This is a genomic window from Roseateles hydrophilus, assembly GCF_026712245.1.
Taxonomy (GTDB): domain Bacteria; phylum Pseudomonadota; class Gammaproteobacteria; order Burkholderiales; family Burkholderiaceae_C; genus Pelomonas; species Pelomonas hydrophilus.
Genome location: NZ_JAPPUY010000003.1, coordinates 448,798 through 465,332 on the forward strand (window position 1 = coordinate 448,798; position 16,535 = coordinate 465,332).

Annotated in this window: 9 protein-coding genes; 4 read left to right on the forward strand and 5 right to left on the reverse strand. The window is 68.1% G+C overall.

Features of this window, described 5'->3' with window-relative positions; genetic code table 11:
- Nucleotides 1–4: 4 nt before the first annotated feature.
- Nucleotides 5–1,207 (forward strand): 3-oxoadipyl-CoA thiolase, encoded by a 1,203-nt coding sequence (gene pcaF, locus NYO99_RS13685; RefSeq protein ID WP_268167772.1) that lies wholly within the window; start codon nucleotides 5–7, stop codon nucleotides 1,205–1,207.
- Here pcaF and NYO99_RS13690 read toward each other — a convergent pair whose 3' ends face one another.
- Both NYO99_RS13690 and NYO99_RS13695 read right to left on the reverse strand, forming a co-directional pair.
- The gene (locus tag NYO99_RS13690; RefSeq protein ID WP_268167773.1) at nucleotides 1,208–2,440 is read right to left on the reverse strand and encodes an NAD(P)/FAD-dependent oxidoreductase; all 1,233 of its coding nucleotides are present in this window, start codon (nucleotides 2,438–2,440) and stop codon (nucleotides 1,208–1,210) included.
- Between the two features lie 96 nt (nucleotides 2,441–2,536).
- The gene (locus NYO99_RS13695) at nucleotides 2,537–5,476 is read right to left on the reverse strand and encodes a TonB-dependent receptor domain-containing protein (protein ID WP_268167775.1); all 2,940 of its coding nucleotides are present in this window, start codon (nucleotides 5,474–5,476) and stop codon (nucleotides 2,537–2,539) included.
- Between the two features lie 636 nt (nucleotides 5,477–6,112).
- Between NYO99_RS13695 and NYO99_RS13700 the strand changes: the two genes are divergently transcribed.
- Nucleotides 6,113–9,037 carry a TonB-dependent receptor domain-containing protein gene (locus tag NYO99_RS13700; protein WP_268167776.1) on the forward strand — a complete coding sequence of 975 codons (2,925 nt, stop codon included), beginning with the start codon at nucleotides 6,113–6,115 and terminating at the stop codon, nucleotides 9,035–9,037.
- A 90-nt stretch (nucleotides 9,038–9,127) separates the two neighbouring features.
- A complete protein-coding gene (locus NYO99_RS13705; protein WP_268167777.1) occupies nucleotides 9,128–10,954 on the forward strand; it encodes a tetratricopeptide repeat protein in 1,827 nt (608 codons plus the stop codon).
- Here the strand turns inward: NYO99_RS13705 and NYO99_RS13710 are convergent.
- Both NYO99_RS13710 and NYO99_RS13715 read right to left on the reverse strand, forming a co-directional pair.
- Nucleotides 10,938–11,396 (reverse strand): hypothetical protein, encoded by a 459-nt coding sequence (locus tag NYO99_RS13710; RefSeq protein ID WP_268167778.1) that lies wholly within the window; start codon nucleotides 11,394–11,396, stop codon nucleotides 10,938–10,940. The genes NYO99_RS13705 and NYO99_RS13710 overlap by 17 nt on opposite strands.
- Before the next feature lie 22 nt (nucleotides 11,397–11,418).
- Nucleotides 11,419–13,602 (reverse strand): malate synthase G, encoded by a 2,184-nt coding sequence (locus NYO99_RS13715; protein WP_268167779.1) that lies wholly within the window; start codon nucleotides 13,600–13,602, stop codon nucleotides 11,419–11,421.
- Nucleotides 13,603–13,768: 166 nt separating this feature from the next.
- Between NYO99_RS13715 and NYO99_RS13720 the strand changes: the two genes are divergently transcribed.
- Nucleotides 13,769–14,686 (forward strand): substrate binding domain-containing protein, encoded by a 918-nt coding sequence (locus tag NYO99_RS13720; RefSeq protein ID WP_268167781.1) that lies wholly within the window; start codon nucleotides 13,769–13,771, stop codon nucleotides 14,684–14,686.
- Between the two features lie 69 nt (nucleotides 14,687–14,755).
- Here the strand turns inward: NYO99_RS13720 and NYO99_RS13725 are convergent, their stop codons facing one another.
- Complete coding sequence (locus NYO99_RS13725; protein WP_268167782.1) at nucleotides 14,756–16,450, reverse strand: AMP-binding protein; 1,695 nt, start codon at nucleotides 16,448–16,450, stop codon at nucleotides 14,756–14,758.
- Nucleotides 16,451–16,535 lie beyond the last annotated feature (85 nt).

The following is a 16,535-nucleotide window of genomic DNA, read 5'->3' on the forward strand; positions in this document are numbered from 1 at the left end:
CACCATGACCCACGCCTTCATCTGCGACGCCATCCGCACCCCCTTCGGCCGCTACGGCGGCGCGCTGTCCAGCATCCGCACCGACGACCTCGGCGCCCTGCCGCTCAAGGCCTTGATGGCCCGCAACCCCCGCGTCGACTGGGCCCAGGTGACCGACGTGCTGTACGGCTGCGCCAACCAGGCCGGTGAAGACAACCGCAACGTGGCCCGCATGGCCGCGCTGCTGGCCGGCCTGCCGGTGGACGTGCCCGGCGCCACGATCAACCGCCTGTGCGGCTCGGGCCTGGACGCGGTGGGCAGCGCCGCGCGTGCCATCCGCGCCGGCGAGGCCGGGTTGATGATCGCCGGCGGCGTGGAGAGCATGAGCCGCGCGCCCTTCGTCATGCCCAAAGCCGAGAGCGCCTTCAGCCGCACGAACGCCGTTTACGACACGACCATCGGCTGGCGCTTCGTCAACAAGCTGATGAAGGCGGCGTACGGCGTGGACTCCATGCCCGAGACGGCCGAGAACGTCGCGCGTGACTTCGGCATCGAGCGCGAGGCGCAGGACCGCATGGCACTCGCCTCGCAAACCAAGGCGATTGCGGCCCAGCAGAGGGGCTTCTTCGAGCGCGAGATTGCGCCGGTGGCCGTGCCGCAGAAGAAGGGCGACCCGGTGCAGGTGCTGCTGGACGAGCACCCGCGCGCCACCAGCCTGGAGGCCCTGGCCAAGCTCAAGGGCGTGGTGACGCCCGAGGGCAGCGTGACAGCCGGCAACGCCAGCGGCGTGAACGACGGCGCCTGCGCGCTGCTGCTGGCCAGCGAGGCCGAAGCGGCCCGCCACGGCCTCACACCGCGCGCCCGCGTGGTGGGCATGGCCACGGCCGGCGTGGCGCCGCGCATCATGGGCATCGGCCCGGCCCCGGCCACGCGCAAGGTGCTGGCGCTGACCGGTCTCACGCTCGCGCAGATGGACGTCATCGAGCTCAACGAGGCCTTCGCCGCCCAAGGCCTCGCCGTGCTGCGCGACCTGGGCCTCGCGGACGACGACGCCCGCGTGAACCCGAACGGCGGCGCCATCGCGCTGGGCCACCCGCTGGGCGCCAGCGGCGCACGCCTGGTGACGACGGCCGTCAATCAGCTGGAAGTGACCGGCGGCCGCTACGCGCTGTGCACGATGTGCATTGGCGTGGGGCAGGGCATCGCGCTGATCGTCGAACGCGTCTGATCAGTCTAGGAACAGCCGCATGATGCCCTTGAGGCTGACGATGTTGCCCGGGTTGCTGGTCTCGTTGAGCACGCCGCTGAGGCGGCGCAGCACGCGCTCGCTCTTGCGGGCGCGCCAGATCACGAGGTCGGCCAGCCAGGGGTGGGCGTTGACGCGGTTGGCGGCCTCGTAGAGCTTGAACTTGGGCTTCAGGGCTGCCAGCCCGGCTTCGTAGCGGGCGCGCACGGCCGCGTCGCCGTCGGCCTCGTGGCGGTGGGCGAGCAGCGCGTCAGCGGCCAGCATGCCGGTCTCCATCGCCTTGCCGATGCCCTCGCCGGTGAAGGAGTAGGTGGAGCCCGCCGCCTCGCCAGTGACCAGCAGGCCCGGGCGCGTCCAGCGCGCGCCCTCCAGCGTGAAGCGCAGCGGCGCGCCCTTGAGCCACTGCTCGCCCTCGCCCTGCTTCTCGCCCACGCGCATCAGCTCGGCGGCGGGCGGGTACTTGGCGACGAAGGCGTCGAAGATGGCGCGCAGGTTGGCGTCCTTCTTCTGGCCCTTGCCATCGCGGTCTTCGTGCGAGTTGGTGACACCCACGCCGATGTTGAAGTGGCCATCGGGCGCCGGGAAGATCCAGCCATAGCCCGGCCTCAACGCCTTGTCCCAGACGACTTCGAGCGCCTGGATCTTGCCGACCATCTGCGGCGCCTTGACATAGCCGCGCAGCGCCACGCCGCTGGGTGTGTGGCGCTCGCACATGCCGGCGGCCGACAGCGCCTTGGGCACCGCCCCGGTGGCCAGCACCACCCACGGCGTGCGCACCTCCAGCAGGTCGTCGCCACGCTTGAGACGCGCGCCGACGACGCGGCCGGCCTCCTCCAGCGGCGCCTCGAAGCGCGCCTGCTCGAAGCGCGCGCCGGCATCGCGGGCGGCCTGCAGCAGCAGCGCGTCCAGCTGCTTGCGCGGCAGCACGGCCAGGCGGCCCGGCACGTCCACGCGCCCGCCGCCCGGGCCGATGCAGCCCACATGCGCCACGTGCTGCGCGCGCTGCACCACGGTGTCCAGCAGCCCCAGCCGCGCGAGCGCCTGATGGGCGTCGGGGATGAGGCCGTCGCCGCAGGTCTTGTCGCGGCCTGGCGCGTGCTGGTCCACCAGCAGCACGTCCACGCCAGCCTGCGCCAGCAGGCGCGCGCAGGCGCTGCCGGCGGGGCCGGCACCGATGATGAGGACGTCGGGGGGCGGGATCAGGGCGTCAATCATGGGGCGTTACGAGATGAGCACGCAAAAAAAAGCACATCGCGCGGATGTGCTTTTCCTTGGCGATGCCTGCCGGAACAGGCACCGTGGAGCCAGCCTTTACAGGCTGTAGCGCAGACCGACGTAGTAGCGACGGCCGATCGGATCGTAGACGCTGGCGTTGGTTTCCGCGCCGGTCGTGTTGCCAGGCAGACCCGAGATGATCGGGGGCGCCTTGGTGGCCGTGGCGTTGTCGATGCCGAAGTAGATCTCGCTCTTGCCCATCTTGTAGTTGGCCTGCAGGTCCAGGTAGGCGCGAGCCTTGATCTTGCCGTCCATCTTGTTGGTGCTGCCGAAGGTGTCACGCATGAACGTGTCCTCCAGGTACGACTGACCGAAGTAGGTCGTCGTGGCTGCCACACCGATGTTGCCGATGTTGTAGCCCAGGTTCAGCACCCAGCGGTTGCGCGCGTTGCCGACTTCACCCTGCGAGTAGTCCTTGTCAGCCTGAGGGGTCGGCTGGTTGTAGGACTTCATGATGTAGGTGTAGGCGATGCGCGAATTGAACACGCCACCGAACAGCTTGGTGCGGTAGCTGGCGGTCAGGTCCACGCCCTCGACCAGGTCACCACCGGTGTTGGCAGCGGTCTCGTCGATGAACTCCAGCGAGCCAGCGCTGTTCGGGCCGATATCGGCCGGGCGACGGGTGATGAAGTTGCAGAACGTGGTGTTGCCACCGCCGTAGCACTGGTTCAGCGCGTACTGGCGTCCCGGCGTGTTGATGGCGTCCGCGATCTTGATCTTGTAGTAGTCAGCCGTGAACGTGAAGTCACGCAGCAGGTCGATCGTCTTCGGGGTGATGACGATGCCGATGGTCGTGGACTTGCCCTTCTCGGCGCCCAGCTTGGGGTTGCCGCTGTCGAAGCCGCTGATGCCCTGCAGGTCGGACTGCGTCAGCTTGAACACGCCGCCGTTGGCGTTCATGTTGGCGACCACACCGGGGTTGGTGCGGCAGGCGACGGAGACGGCGTCGGTGGCCGTCAGGGTCTTGCCCTGGCAGGGGTCCACCAGACCGGTCGGGAAGGTTTGCGACGGTGCCTGATACAGCTCGCTGATGTTGGGGGCGCGGGTCGACACGGCGTAGTTGGCACGAACACGGAAGGTCGTGTTGATGCCCCAGTCCAGGCCGCTGTTCCAGCTGGTGGTGTCACCCACGGTGGAGTACTTGCCCTGACGCACGGCCAGTTGCGCATCCAGCGACTTGATCAACGGCAGGCTCTTCAGCAGCGGGGCGCGCACTTCAACAAAGGCTTCCTTCACGTCGAAGGAGCCGGCCGTGTTGGGGAGCGCATTGCCGGCGTTCAGGCCGGTCTGCGTCAGCGCGTCGAACTCTTGGTTCGACGTTTCCTTGCGGTATTCCGCGCCGATCGCCACGCCCAGCGGACCGGCCGGCAGCTCGAACGGCTCGCCCGTCACGGTGCCGCCCACCAGGGTTTGCGTGATGCGGGTGTTCAGCGACGAGGGGGCGTGGATGTACTTGGCGGCCTCTGCGCTCAGCTTGTTGGCGCCGAAGATGTTGGCCGGCACGCAGCCCTGCGCACGCGCGATGGCGTCCTTGCAGATGGCTTCGGTGGTGTTGCCGTTGCCATTGACGTCATTGACGTCGGCCACCGCGCTCAGCGCGTTCATGAAGTTCATGACGTTGACCTGGCCGGTGCCGGTCTGGCCTTCCTTCGTGAACGAGTGGGCGGCGTACGCGTCGTAGGACCAGGTCTTGGTCAGCTCACCCTTGACGCCGGTCAGCAGGCGGAAGGTGTCTCGCTGAGCCTTGTTGCCACGGTTGGCGATGTCGGACATGCGGCGGGTGAAGTTGTAGTCCTTCAGGCCGTCGCCGTCGCGGTCAACCGCGTTGTTGTAGATCGTGTCCGGCACCAGCGGGTTGCGCATCTTGACGCCGTTGACCATGAACTCAGCCGGGATCAGGCCACCCAGGTCAGTGGAGTCCAGCGGGAAGGGCTCGAGCTCGGTCTTGGTCTTCGTCGCGGCGTAGTTGGCCTCGAAGAAGGCGGTGTGTGACTCGGTGAGGTTGAACTCGCCCTTGCTGGCCAGCATCAGGCGATCCGTCGGGATGGCGATGGTGCGGACAGACGAACGGTTGTAGCCCGTTGCGCCAACGCCGTCACCGGCAGGGCCGTTCGTCGAGAACGGAATCTCCTGGCCAGCAGCGTTGTAGGTGAAGTTGCGGTTCGCGGTGCCGTTGTTGTAGAAGAAACGGCCTTGCGGGGCGAAGCTCGAATAGAAGGGGCGCTGAACGGTGAAGATGTCTGCCACATCGCCGGTCACGAAGGCACCACGCGAGGCTTGGTCGACGGCAGCGAAATCGCGGTTGCGCGAGAAGACGGCGCCCTGCTGGCTGGCCGACAGGTTGACCATCAGGTTGCCCTGGCCGTCAGCACCGTTCATACCGAAGGTCACGCTGACCTTCTTCTTCTTGTCGTCGCCTTCTTCGCTCACGCCGACTTGCGCGTCCATGCGCAGGCCTTGGAAGTTGCGCTTCAGGATGACGTTGACCACGCCGGCCACGGCGTCGGAGCCGTAGGTCGACGACGAGCCACCGGTCATCACTTCGATGCGCTCGATGAAGTCAGCGGGGATGGTGTTGAAGTCCACCGCCGTGTCACCGGGAACGCCGGAGACGTAGCGGCGGCCGTTCACCAGCACCAGGGTGCGGTTGGAGCCCAGGTTGCGCAGGTCCACCGTGGCCACGCCGGCGCTGGAGGTCGAGAAGTTGGAGTTGGTGCGGCTGATGGCCGGGGTGCCGAAGACCGGGCTCTTCAGCAGCAGTTCCTGCAGATTGGCCACGCCAGATGCGGCGATGTCTGCGGCGCTGAGGACCTGGATCGGGGCAGCCGATTCGGCGTTCAGCGACAGGATGCGGCTGCCGGTGACCTCAACACGCTCCAGTTGCTGGGCGTTGCCCTGTGCCTGGGCGATGGCGGAAGAAGCGATCAAGCTCAGGGCAGCTGCTGCTGCCGTGGAGATCAGGGTTCGTTTATGCATGAGAACTCCAAGTTGACCGGATAGGTCATGAACACCGCGAGGCGCCAGAGTCAGGTGCCTGCACGTTTTCCCGATGGGGGAATCGGTGAGCATTGTCCCGAGGCATCAGCAGGTCTCGCGCTCAGGGAAAGTCCAGGGGCCACACGCGGCGCTGATCTGGCGCCGCGCAGTTGGCGTTGACTGGTGTGGTGCCAGGTTTGCTAAGTGGATGATTTGATTGACATTTTCTTGTCTGTGCCGCGCTCTGCCACCGGCTGTTTCGGTTTCGTAAAGCCTTCATGTGGCTGTGACAGGAAAGAGACAGCTTGAGGGGCTTGACAAGCCGCCAATGCGCAGATTCCGTCGATGTGTCGTGATGTCGGACGGTTTGCGCTGGCCAACCGTGCGTGCCATGTGTTTATTTGTTGCTGCGCAGCAACGTGAAATTCGTACAACGCTCCGGGTGAACCCTGATATTTGTTTTCAAACTCGATGCTTTTGGCACTTGACCTGCGTCTATAGGGGCCAACACGGGGCAGCGACGGTGGCGCGCCTCGCCAGACTGCGCCGCGTCAAAAGGCGTCCGCATGAAGCGGATCGCTTCACTGTCGACGGGTCACCCCATTCCCCCTGAACGTCCTCACAAAGGAGTCGCGAATGTTCAAACGCCACGCCCGCAGCGCCGCTGTGGTCGCCATGCTCGGCACGATTGCGGCCGTACCTGCCTACGCGCAGGACGCCGAACCCCAGAAGCTCGAGCGCATCGAAATCACGGGCTCGCGCATCAAGTCGATTGGTGCCGAATCCAGCAGCCCCATCACCTCGGTCGGCAAAGAAGACATTGGCGCTCGCCAGCCGGTGGCGGTCGAGGAAATGATGCGCGGCCTGCCGGCGGCTTACCCGGCGATCGGCCCCACGGTGAACAACGGCTCTAACGGGACGGCGTCCATTGACCTGCGGGGCCTGGGTACCAACCGCACGCTGGTGCTGATCAACGGTCGCCGCTTCGTGCCGGCAACGCTGGGCGGCACGGTGGATACCAATGCCATTCCGGTCTCGCTGCTGGAGCGGGTGGATCTGGTGACGGGCGGCGCCTCGGCGGTGTACGGCGCCGATGCGGTGTCGGGGGTCGTCAACTTCATCACCAAGCGCAATTTCTCGGGCGTCGAGGCCACCACGCTTTACAGCACCACCGAGGCGGGTGACGGCAAGCGCATGAAGCACGACCTGACGGTTGGTGCCAACCTGGGCGAGGGCCGTGGCAACGTCGTGTTGCACATCGGCACCACCAAGACCGACCCGGTCGTGCTGGGCGATCGTGATTTTGCGCAGACCGTGATCTCGTCGCGCACCGGCACAGCGGGCGGCTTCTCGCAGACCGCGGCGCCGGCCGTGTTCCAGTTCCCTGCGCCGGCCAGCACCACGCTGCCGGGCGACCGCGTCATCGACGCGACCACCGGCCTGCTGCGCGCCGGCAACGGTCTGGTGCCGCCGGACGGCTACAACACCAACCCGCCCAACTACTTCGAGACGCCGCTCAAGCGGACCCAGGCCACCGCCATGGGCCACTTCCGCATCAACGACAACGCCGAGGTTTACGGCGAGTTCCTGCACAACCGCAGCCTGGTCACGTTGAACCTGGCGCCGTCGGGCACCTTCCTGCAGTCGTTCGCGGTGCCGATCGGTAACCCGTTCATCACGCCTGCCGTGCGCACGCAGCTGTGCGCCGCGTATGGCATCACGGCCGCCAATTGCGTGGCCGGCGCCGCCGGCACGCAGGAAATCAACCTGCTCATCGGCCGCCGCTTCGTCGAGGCCGGCCCGCGTGTTTACAACTACGACAACACGTCCAACCAGTACACCTTCGGCCTGCGTGGCGATCTGCCGTTGCTGGAAGGCTGGAGCTACGACGCGTACTACCAGAGCGGCCGCGCTGACCAGACCTTGACCACGGCCAACGGCTTCTCGCGCACCAAGACCCAGCAGGCGCTGCGCGCCTTCAGCACCACCAGCTGCTCGGTCACCACGGGTGGCTGCGTACCGCTGAACGTGTTCGGCGGTGTCGGCAGCATCACGCCGGAGATGCTGTCCTACATCTCCATTCCGACCTTCCAGACCACACGTGTCGATCAGCGTGTGATGGCGGCGTCGGCCAGCGGTGAAGTGAGCATGGTCAAGAGCCCGTGGGCGCGCAACCCGCTGAGCCTGGCTTTCGGTTACGAGGACCGCAAGGTCACCGGCGGCAACAAGTCCGACAACGTCGTGCAGACCTCCGGTGAACTGCTGGGCAGCGGCGCACCGACGCCGGACCGTGCGGGTGTCATCCAGTTCAAGGAGACCTTCGTCGAAGCCAACCTGCCGCTGGTGGCCAACAAGCCTCTGATTCACAGCCTGAACATGGGCCTGGGTTACCGCGACACCGACTTCAAGACTGCCGTCACCGGCAAGAGCTACAGCAGCTGGAAGGCGGGCTTGGACTGGGCCCCGATGCGCGGCCTGCGTTTCCGCGGCGAACAGCAGCGCGCCACACGCGCGCCCAACGTCAACGAGCTGTATGCGCCGGTCGTCACGGGTCTTGCCACGCTGAGTGCCGACCCCTGCGCCGGCTCGGCAATCAGTGCCGGTCAGGCCGGCGTGGCCGGCTCGCTGACCAACCTGTGCCAGCAGACGGGCGTGCCCACTGGCCAGATCGGCAACGTGCCCAATCCGTCGGCCAGCCAGGCGGCCAACACCTCCGGCGGTAACCCCAACCTGGGCCCCGAGAAGGCTGACACGACCACCATCGGCTTGGTCTGGGAGCCCGTGGGCACGGCATTTTCGGCCACGGTGGACTTCTGGCGCATCAAGATCACCGATGCCATCACTGAGCCCTCTGCCAGCCAGGTGGTGGACAGCTGCTACACCGCTGCCCGCAACCCCGGCCTGACCTACAACGCGTTCTGCCAGATGATTGCGCGCAATCCCAGCAGCGGCGGTTTGAGCGGCAATGGCTTCAACGGCATCAACACGCAATCCTCCAACTCCGGCCTGCTGGACTACGAGGGCATCGACATCGGGGCGAACTACCGCTTCCCGCTGAGCAACATCGGTCTAGACTTTGGACGCCTGGACTTCGCGCTGCAGCTCAGCCTGCTGGGCAAGGCCAACTTCAAGGCGCTGCCGGTGCTGGACACGATCGAGCGTGACGGCCACTATGGCGTGGACGTGGGCCCCAACCCGTACAGCAACCGCCGCTTCAGCCTGCGCACCAGCTGGACGCACAAGGACATGAGCGCCAGCGTTGTGTGGCGCCACATCGGGGCGACCACCGTGCAGACCACGGGTGCGGCCAACAACCGCGCTGGCCGCTTCGTGAAGGCCTACGAGTCCATCCCTGAGGTCGACTACTTCGATCTGAACCTGGGCTACCAGGTGTCCAAGAACCTGCGTGCCTCGCTGACGGTGAACAATCTGTTCGACTCCAAGCCGCCGTTCGTCGGCACAGGCATTGGCAATGGCACCTACAACTACGGCAACACCTACCCGGGTGCGTACGACGTGGTGGGCCGCCGTTACACGGTGTCCCTGACGGCCAACTTCTGATCGTCAGCGCCCTGTTGGGTGCTCGATCGGAACGGGGCCCTGCGGGGCCCCTTTTTCATGGGCTGATCTCGCTCCATACACCGCTGAACCATGCTGTCGTCACCTATCGCTGACCTGTTGACGCAAGGGTTGCGTGCGCTGTCCCACGGGCAAGCAGCGCAGGCCGAGGCTCTGCTGCGCGAGGTGCTGCGGCACGCGCCCGGGACACCGCCGGCACTGGCCGGGCTGGGGCAGATCGCCGCACAGGCTCAGCGCTGGCCGGAGGCCGAGCAGGCCTTCCGCGGCGCCCTGGCGGGCGACGTTGAGCAGCCGCGGGTCTGGTACGCGCTGGCCCAGGTGCTGGAGGTGCAAGGCAGGCCTGGCGACGCAGCGCATGCGTTTGCTCAGGCGGCAGACCGACAGCCCGGCTGGGCAGCGCCGCGCTATCAGCTCGCGCGGCTGCTGCGCGCGCTGGGGCGCGCCACGGACGCGCTGGGCGTTGCCGAGCAGGCGCTGCAGCAGGCGCCTGACGATGTGGACACCTTGCAGCTGCTGGCCATGCTGCAGGAAGAGTTGGGGCAGCTGCCTGCCGCCGAACGCAGCTTGCGCGCAGCCCTGGCCCGCGCGCCGCAACGTGCGGCGCTGCACCACAACCTGGGCGTGGTGCTGCATCGCCAGGGACAACTAGCGGCCGCGTTGGCTGCCCATGAACAGGCGCATGACCTGGGCCTGGATGTCCCTGATGCTCACTACAACCATGGCAACACGCTGCAGGCTTTGGGCCGCGTCGATGAGGCGTTGGATGCCTACCGTCGTGTACTGGCGCGGGACCCGCAGCATGCGCTCGGCCTGCTGGATCTGACGCGCTTGCGATGGGCGCTGGGCCACGCCGAGTTCGATGCGGAGCTGCGCCACGCCCAGTCTCACACGCCCGACAGCGACCTTGCTCCAGGCCTGCACGGCCAGCTGCTGCTGGCTGCAGGGCGGCCCGACGAAGCGTTGCAGGCCTACGCCCACGCCGCACGGTTGGCACCGCAACGTGCCAGCCACCTGGCCGGCCAGGCGCGTGCCCTGAGCCAGCTGGGACGGCATGACGAGGCCTGCGCCGCGCATGCCCAGGCGCTGGTCTTGGCGCCTGATGACGCGATCGTGCTGACGCAGGCGGCCCACAGCCACTTCGCGGCGGGCCGAGTGAACGAGGGTCAGGCGCTCGCGCAGCGCGCGCTCGCGCACACGCCGCATGACCAGCTCGCGCTGGCGCTGCAGGGCCTGGGCTGGCGGCTCACGCAGGATCCGCGTTCCGCCTGGTTGCATGACCTGGATGAACTGGTGGCCGTGATCGACCTGGTGCCGCCGCCAGGATGGAGCGACATCGCGAGCTTCAATGCATCACTGGCCGCCGAGCTGTCGGAACTGCACACCGCCCGCGAGGCGCCGATTGACCAGACCCTGCGCCAAGGCACGCAGACGCACGGCCAGCTCTTCGACCTGGCGCTACCGGCGGTGCAGGCCTTGCGCAGCCAGGTGGCGCGCGCGATTGACGCCTGGCTGGCCACACGGCGAGAGGATGCTGCTCATCCGCTGCTGGGGCGGCGCACTGCGGGGTGGCGTTTCGCAGGCAGTTGGAGTTCTCGGCTTCGGCGAGGGGGCTTTCACACCAGCCATGTGCACGGTCAGGGCTGGTTGAGCAGTTGCTACTACGTGCAGACGCCGCCGTCGGCGCTGGCCTCAGCAACGCAGCAGGGCTGGTTGCAGTTCGGCGAGCCCGACCTGCCCGAGCCGCTGCGCGCGCAATTGCCACCGTGGCGTTTCGAAGCACCGCTGCCGGGGCGGCTGCTGCTGTTCCCGTCCTACCTGTGGCATGGCACGCGGCCCTTCGACGACGAGATGGCGCGCCTCACCGTCGCGTTCGACATCCTGCCTACTCCAGCCGCCTGACCTGAGGCGCCGTGTTCAGGCCGTCGATCTCTAGGCGGTAGCTGCCAAACAGGCTGCGCCGCACCACGACCTTGCGGGCGCCCTTGGGCAGGGAGGCCGACGAACCATCGGCAATCTGCCAGACCTGGCCATTGGCCAGCGTAACGGCCTGGTTGGGCCCCCAGCCGGCAAACTCGGTGCCGACGCTGCTGTGCACTTCCTGTGCAGTCGTCTCGCGGGCGGGCAGGCCGAAGCGTTCGGCCTGCCGCGCAGGCATGGCCTCCGCCGCGACCATTGGGCGCGTGCGGCTGGCGCGGCTGTCGGCCAGCGTGTCGTAGCAGGCCAGCCGCGCGCTGCCTTCGGCGAGGCCACGGCAGCGCTGCAGTTCGGTGTCCTGGGCGTGGGCGGTGCCCAGGCTGCCCAGCAGCGCCAGCAGGGGCATGGAGAGTCGGTTGGGTTGCATGCAGCCCAGCCTAGCAGCCTGCTCAGGCGCGCGCCTCCTGCTTGACCCGCAGCCGCCACGCATGCAGCAGCGGCTCGGTGTAGCCGCTGGGCTGGGCCTCGCCCTTGAAGACGAGATCCAGCGCCGCCTGCATGGCCGCGCCCTGCGGGTTCGCGGCCAGGGGCTTGTAGGCCGGGTCGCCCGCGTTCTGGCCGTCCACCACGGCGGCCATGCGAGTGAAGGTGTCGCGCACCTGCTCGGCGCTCACCACGCCGTGGCGCAGCCAGTTGGCGATGTGCTGGCTGCTGATGCGCAGCGTGGCGCGGTCTTCCATCAGGCCCACGCCGTTGATGTCGGGCACCTTGGAGCAGCCCACGCCTTGATCCACCCAGCGCACCACGTAGCCCAGGATGCCCTGCACGTTGTTGTCCAGCTCCTGCTGGCGCTGCTCGGGCGTCCAGTCTGCGGTCGGCGCCACGGGAATGGTCAGCAGCGCGTTCAGGATGGCGTCGCGCTCGGCGGCGAGGTCGACCTTCTCCAGTTCCTGCTGCACGGCGCTGACGCTCACCTGGTGGTAGTGCAGCGCATGCAGCGTCGCGGCGGTGGGCGAGGGCACCCAGGCGGTGTTGGCGCCGGCCTTGGGATGGCCGATCTTCTGCTTCAGCATCTCGGCCATCAGGTCGGGCATGGCCCACATGCCCTTGCCGATCTGGGCGCGGCCGCGCAGCCCGCAGGCCAGGCCGGTCAGCACATTGCTGCGTTCGTACGCCTGGATCCAGCTGGACGTCTTCATGTCGCCCTTGCGCAGCATGGGGCCGGCGCGCATGGCGGTGTGCATTTCGTCGCCGGTGCGGTCCAGGAAGCCGGTGTTGATGAAGGCCACGCGGCTGGCCGCGGCGGCGATGCAGGCCTTCAGGTTGACGGACGTGCGGCGCTCCTCGTCCATGATGCCCAGCTTGACGGTGCTGTCGGGCAGGCCCAGCAGCTGCTCGACGCGCGTGAACAGCTCGGCGGCGAAGGCCACCTCGGCCGGGCCGTGCATCTTGGGCTTCACGATGTAGACGCTGCCGGTGCGGCTGTTGCCACGGCGCTTGAGGTCGTGCATCGCGATGGTGGTCGTGACCACCGCATCCATGATGCCCTCGGGAATCTCGCTGCCGTCGTCCAGCAGGATGGCCGGGTTGGTCATCAGGTGGCCGACATTGCGCACGAACATCAGCGAGCGGCCATGCAGCGTGACGGTGCCGCCGTTCGGGGCCGTGTAGACGCGGTCAGCGTTCAGGCGGCGCGTGAAGGTGGTGCCGCCCTTGGCGACTTCCTCGGTCAGCGTGCCGAGCTGGATGCCCAGCCAGTTGCGGTAGGCCAGCAGCTTGTCCTCGGCGTCGACGGCGGCAACGGAGTCTTCCAGGTCCAGGATGGTGGACAGGGCGGCTTCCATCACCACGTCGGCCACGCCGGCGGGGTCGGTTTTGCCGATGGCGGTGCTGCGGTCGATGCGGATGTCCAGGTGCAGGCCGTGGTGGACCAGCAGCACGCTGCTGGGTGCGGCGGCGTCGCCCTGGTAGCCCGCGAAGGCGGCGGGGTCCTGCAGGCCGGTGGTGGCACCAGAGGCCAGCGTGACAACCAGCTGGCCGCTGTCGACGCGATAGCCCGTCGACTCGGCATGTGAGCCGGTGGCCAGCGGTGCGGCCTGGTCCAGCACCTGCCGGGCGAAGGCGATGACCTTGGCGCCGCGCACCGGGTTGTAGGCGCCGGCGCGCGTGGCGCCGTCGGTCTCGGGGATGGCGTCGGTGCCGTACAGCGCGTCGTACAGCGAACCCCAGCGGGCGTTGGCGGCGTTCAGCGCGTAGCGGGCGTTCAGGATGGGCACCACCAGCTGCGGGCCGGCCTGCACGGCCAGTTCGGCGTCGACGTTGGCCGTGGTGGCCTGCACCTGTGCCGGCGGCTCCACGAGGTAGCCGATGCGCTTCAGGAAGGCCTGGTAGGCCGGCATGTCGGTGATGGGGCCGGGGTGGGCCTCGTGCCAGGCGTCCAGCTCGGACTGCAGGCGGTCGCGCTCGGCCAGCAGCGCGCGGTTCTTGGGGGCCAGGTCGTGCGCGATCTGGCTGAAGCCGGCCCAGAACGCGTCCGGCGCGACGCCGGTGCCGGGCAGCACTTCGGTGTCGATGAAGCGGGCCAGGTCGGCATCGACCTGCAGGCGGTGGAGAGGGGTGCGGGTGGTGGACATGGACAAGCTCCTCGAAAGACGACGAAACCGAAGACAGATTGCCGTGCATCTTGCCGCTGCGCGAGCCCTCGATTCGCAGCCGTGCACGCAGGGAATCTGTGACGAAAACGCAAAGATCAGTGTTGAATCAGCCGGGTTTGCGTCTGCAGTTCAGCACAATCAGCGCATGGACAAGCTCAAGCAGATGGAGTCCTTCGTCCTTGTGGCGGCCAAGGGCAGCCTGACGGCGGCGGCCGCGGCGGAAGGGCTGGCGCCCGCCGTCATGGGCCGGCGGCTGGACGCACTGGAGGCGCGGCTGGGCGTGAAGCTGATGCTGCGCACGACGCGGCGGCTGACGCTGACGCCCGAGGGCCAGGCCTTCCTGGAGGACTGCCAGCGCCTCATCGCGTCGCTGGCCGATGCCGAGGCTGCGGTCAGCGCCGGCGGCTTGAAGGCCAGCGGCCACCTGCGCGTGACGGCACCGGCCGGCTTCGGCCGCCGCCACGTGGCGCCGCTGGTGCCGGCTTTTCTCGCCGAGCATGCCGAACTGAGCCTGTCGCTGAACCTCAGCGACCGCGTCGTGGACATCGTGCACGAGGGCTTCGACTGCGCCGTGCGCGTGGGCGACCTGCCGGACTCCAGCCTCGTCAGCACGCGGCTGGCCGACAACCGGCGCCTGTGCGTTGCGTCGCCGGGCTACCTGAAGCGCGCCGGCGTGCCACGCCACCCCGATGAGCTGGCGCGGCATGCCTGCCTGACGCTGAGCTCCGAGGCCAGCCAGGTGCGCGGCTGGGCCTTCCAGGTCGATGGCGTGGTGCAGCACCTGCGGCCCGAGACGCGCGCACAAGGGCGTCTCGACTGCAGCGACGGCCAGGTGCTGCACGACTGGTGCGTGCAGGGCCTGGGCATCGCGTGGCGCAGCACCTGGGAGGTGGAGGCCGACCTCGCGGCCGGCCGGCTCGTCACCGTGCTGGACGACTTCGCCGCGCCGCCCAACGGCATCTACGCGGTGTTCCCGCAGTCACGCCACCTGCCGCTGCGGACGCGGCTGTGGGTGGAGCATCTGCGGGCGCACTACGGGCGGGCGGAGTACTGGCGTGGTTGACGTGGCGCGGTCTGCAAGACCGACCAGGCCTGCCCGCGTGCAGCGGCGCTGGACTGGGCGAGGGGCGCGTCAGTCTCCGAACTGCACCTTGGCCCGCTTGCCCACCCAGCTTTCCAGCTTGCCGCCGTAGACCTCTTCCACGCGGTTGCGCTTGACCTTGAAGGTGGGCGTGATGAAGCCGTTGTCCACCGTCCACGGCGTCTTGATGAGCACCAGCGTGTCCAGCTGCTCATGCGGGTCCAGCTTGGCGTTGACGTCTTCCAGGTGCCGGGCCAGTTCGGCCTGCAGGCCGGCGGCGTCGCTGGCGGCGCGCTCCACGCCCTGCGGCGACAGCATCGCGATGCCCAGCGGCTGGCCCAGGTTGGCGCCGGCCACGCAGACCGCCTCGATGGCGGGGTTCATGCCCAGCTTGTCCTCGATGGGCGCGGGCGCCACGTACTTGCCCTTGCTGGTCTTGAACAGGTCCTTCACGCGGCCCGTGATGCGCACGCAGCCGTCCTTGTCCTGGCTGGCCTTGTCGCCGGTGCGCAGCCAGCCGTCTTCGGTGAAGCTGTCGCGCGTCTGCTCGGGCGCCTTGTAGTAGCCCAGCATGACGGCGGGGCTGCGCATCTGCAGTTCGCCCGAGGTGGGGTCGATGCGCACCTGCACGCCTTCGTAGGCCGGGCCCACGGTGCCGCGCTGGTTCTTGCCGGGCAGGGTCAGGTGGGACAGCGCGAGGTTCTCGGTCATGCCGTAGCCCTCGTTGATGTGCAGGCCCAGCGTGGCGTACCACTCCAGCAGCGCCACTGGCATGGGCGCGGCGCCGCCGGCGGCGAACTTGCAGTGGTTCAGCCCCAGCGCCTTCAGCACCTTCTTGCGCACCAGGCCGCCGATGATCGGCAGGCGCAGCAGCTTGTTCATCTTCTGCGGCGGCATCTTGGCCTGCACGCCCTGCTGGAACTTGACCCACAGGCGCGGCACGCTGAAGAACACCGTCGGCAGCGCGCGCTGCAGGTCGGCGGTGAAGGTGTCCAGCGACTCGGCAAAGAAGATCCGGATGCCGCGCGCCAGCCAGCCGTGTTCCACCAGCGTGCGTTCCACGACGTGGGCCAGCGGCAGGTAGGACAGCATGCGGTCCGAGCCCACCATGGGGATGCGCTTCAGGCCGGCGTCCACGGCCCAGGCAAAGGCGCCGAAGGTGTGCATCACGCCCTTGGGCAGGCCGGTGGTGCCGGAGGTGTAGATCAGCGTGCAGAGCTCGTCGGCGCCACGCACCGGCGAGTCCTTCATGGGCTCGGTGCGGGCGCAGATGGCGTCCCAGCCCTCGTAGGTCTTCTTGGCGTCGTCGGGCGACAGCGCATAGCTCGCGCCGGGCAGGTGGGCCGGCACGCCGGGCTTCATGCCCTCCCAGCCGTCGAGCTTGCCGATGAAGATGAAGCGCGACTCGCTGTGCTCCAGGATCTGCGTGATCGTCTCGGGCGCCAGCGTCGGGTACAGCGGCACGCTGACGTAGCCGGCCATCCAGATGGCCAGGTCGCTCATCAGCCACCACGCGCAGTTCTTGGACAGGATGGCGACCTTGGCGTCAGCGGGCCAGCCCTCGGCGGCACCGCGGGCCTTGAGGTGGGCCGCCATGCGGCGCACCTGGTCGCCCACCTGGGCCCAGGTGAAGTCCTTGATGTCGCCGCCGCCCATGGGCTGCGTCAGCGTTACGGTCTGGCCGGCACTGCGCTCCCAGTGGTAGAGGCGTTGCAGGGCGAGCTGGTCAGCGGCGATGGTGGCCATGGATGTCTCCGGGGACTTCTTGTTTGGGAAATGCGAAGTTACCGCGTGCCGGGCAGGGGCCGCAGCGGGAAAACACGTTTTTTGC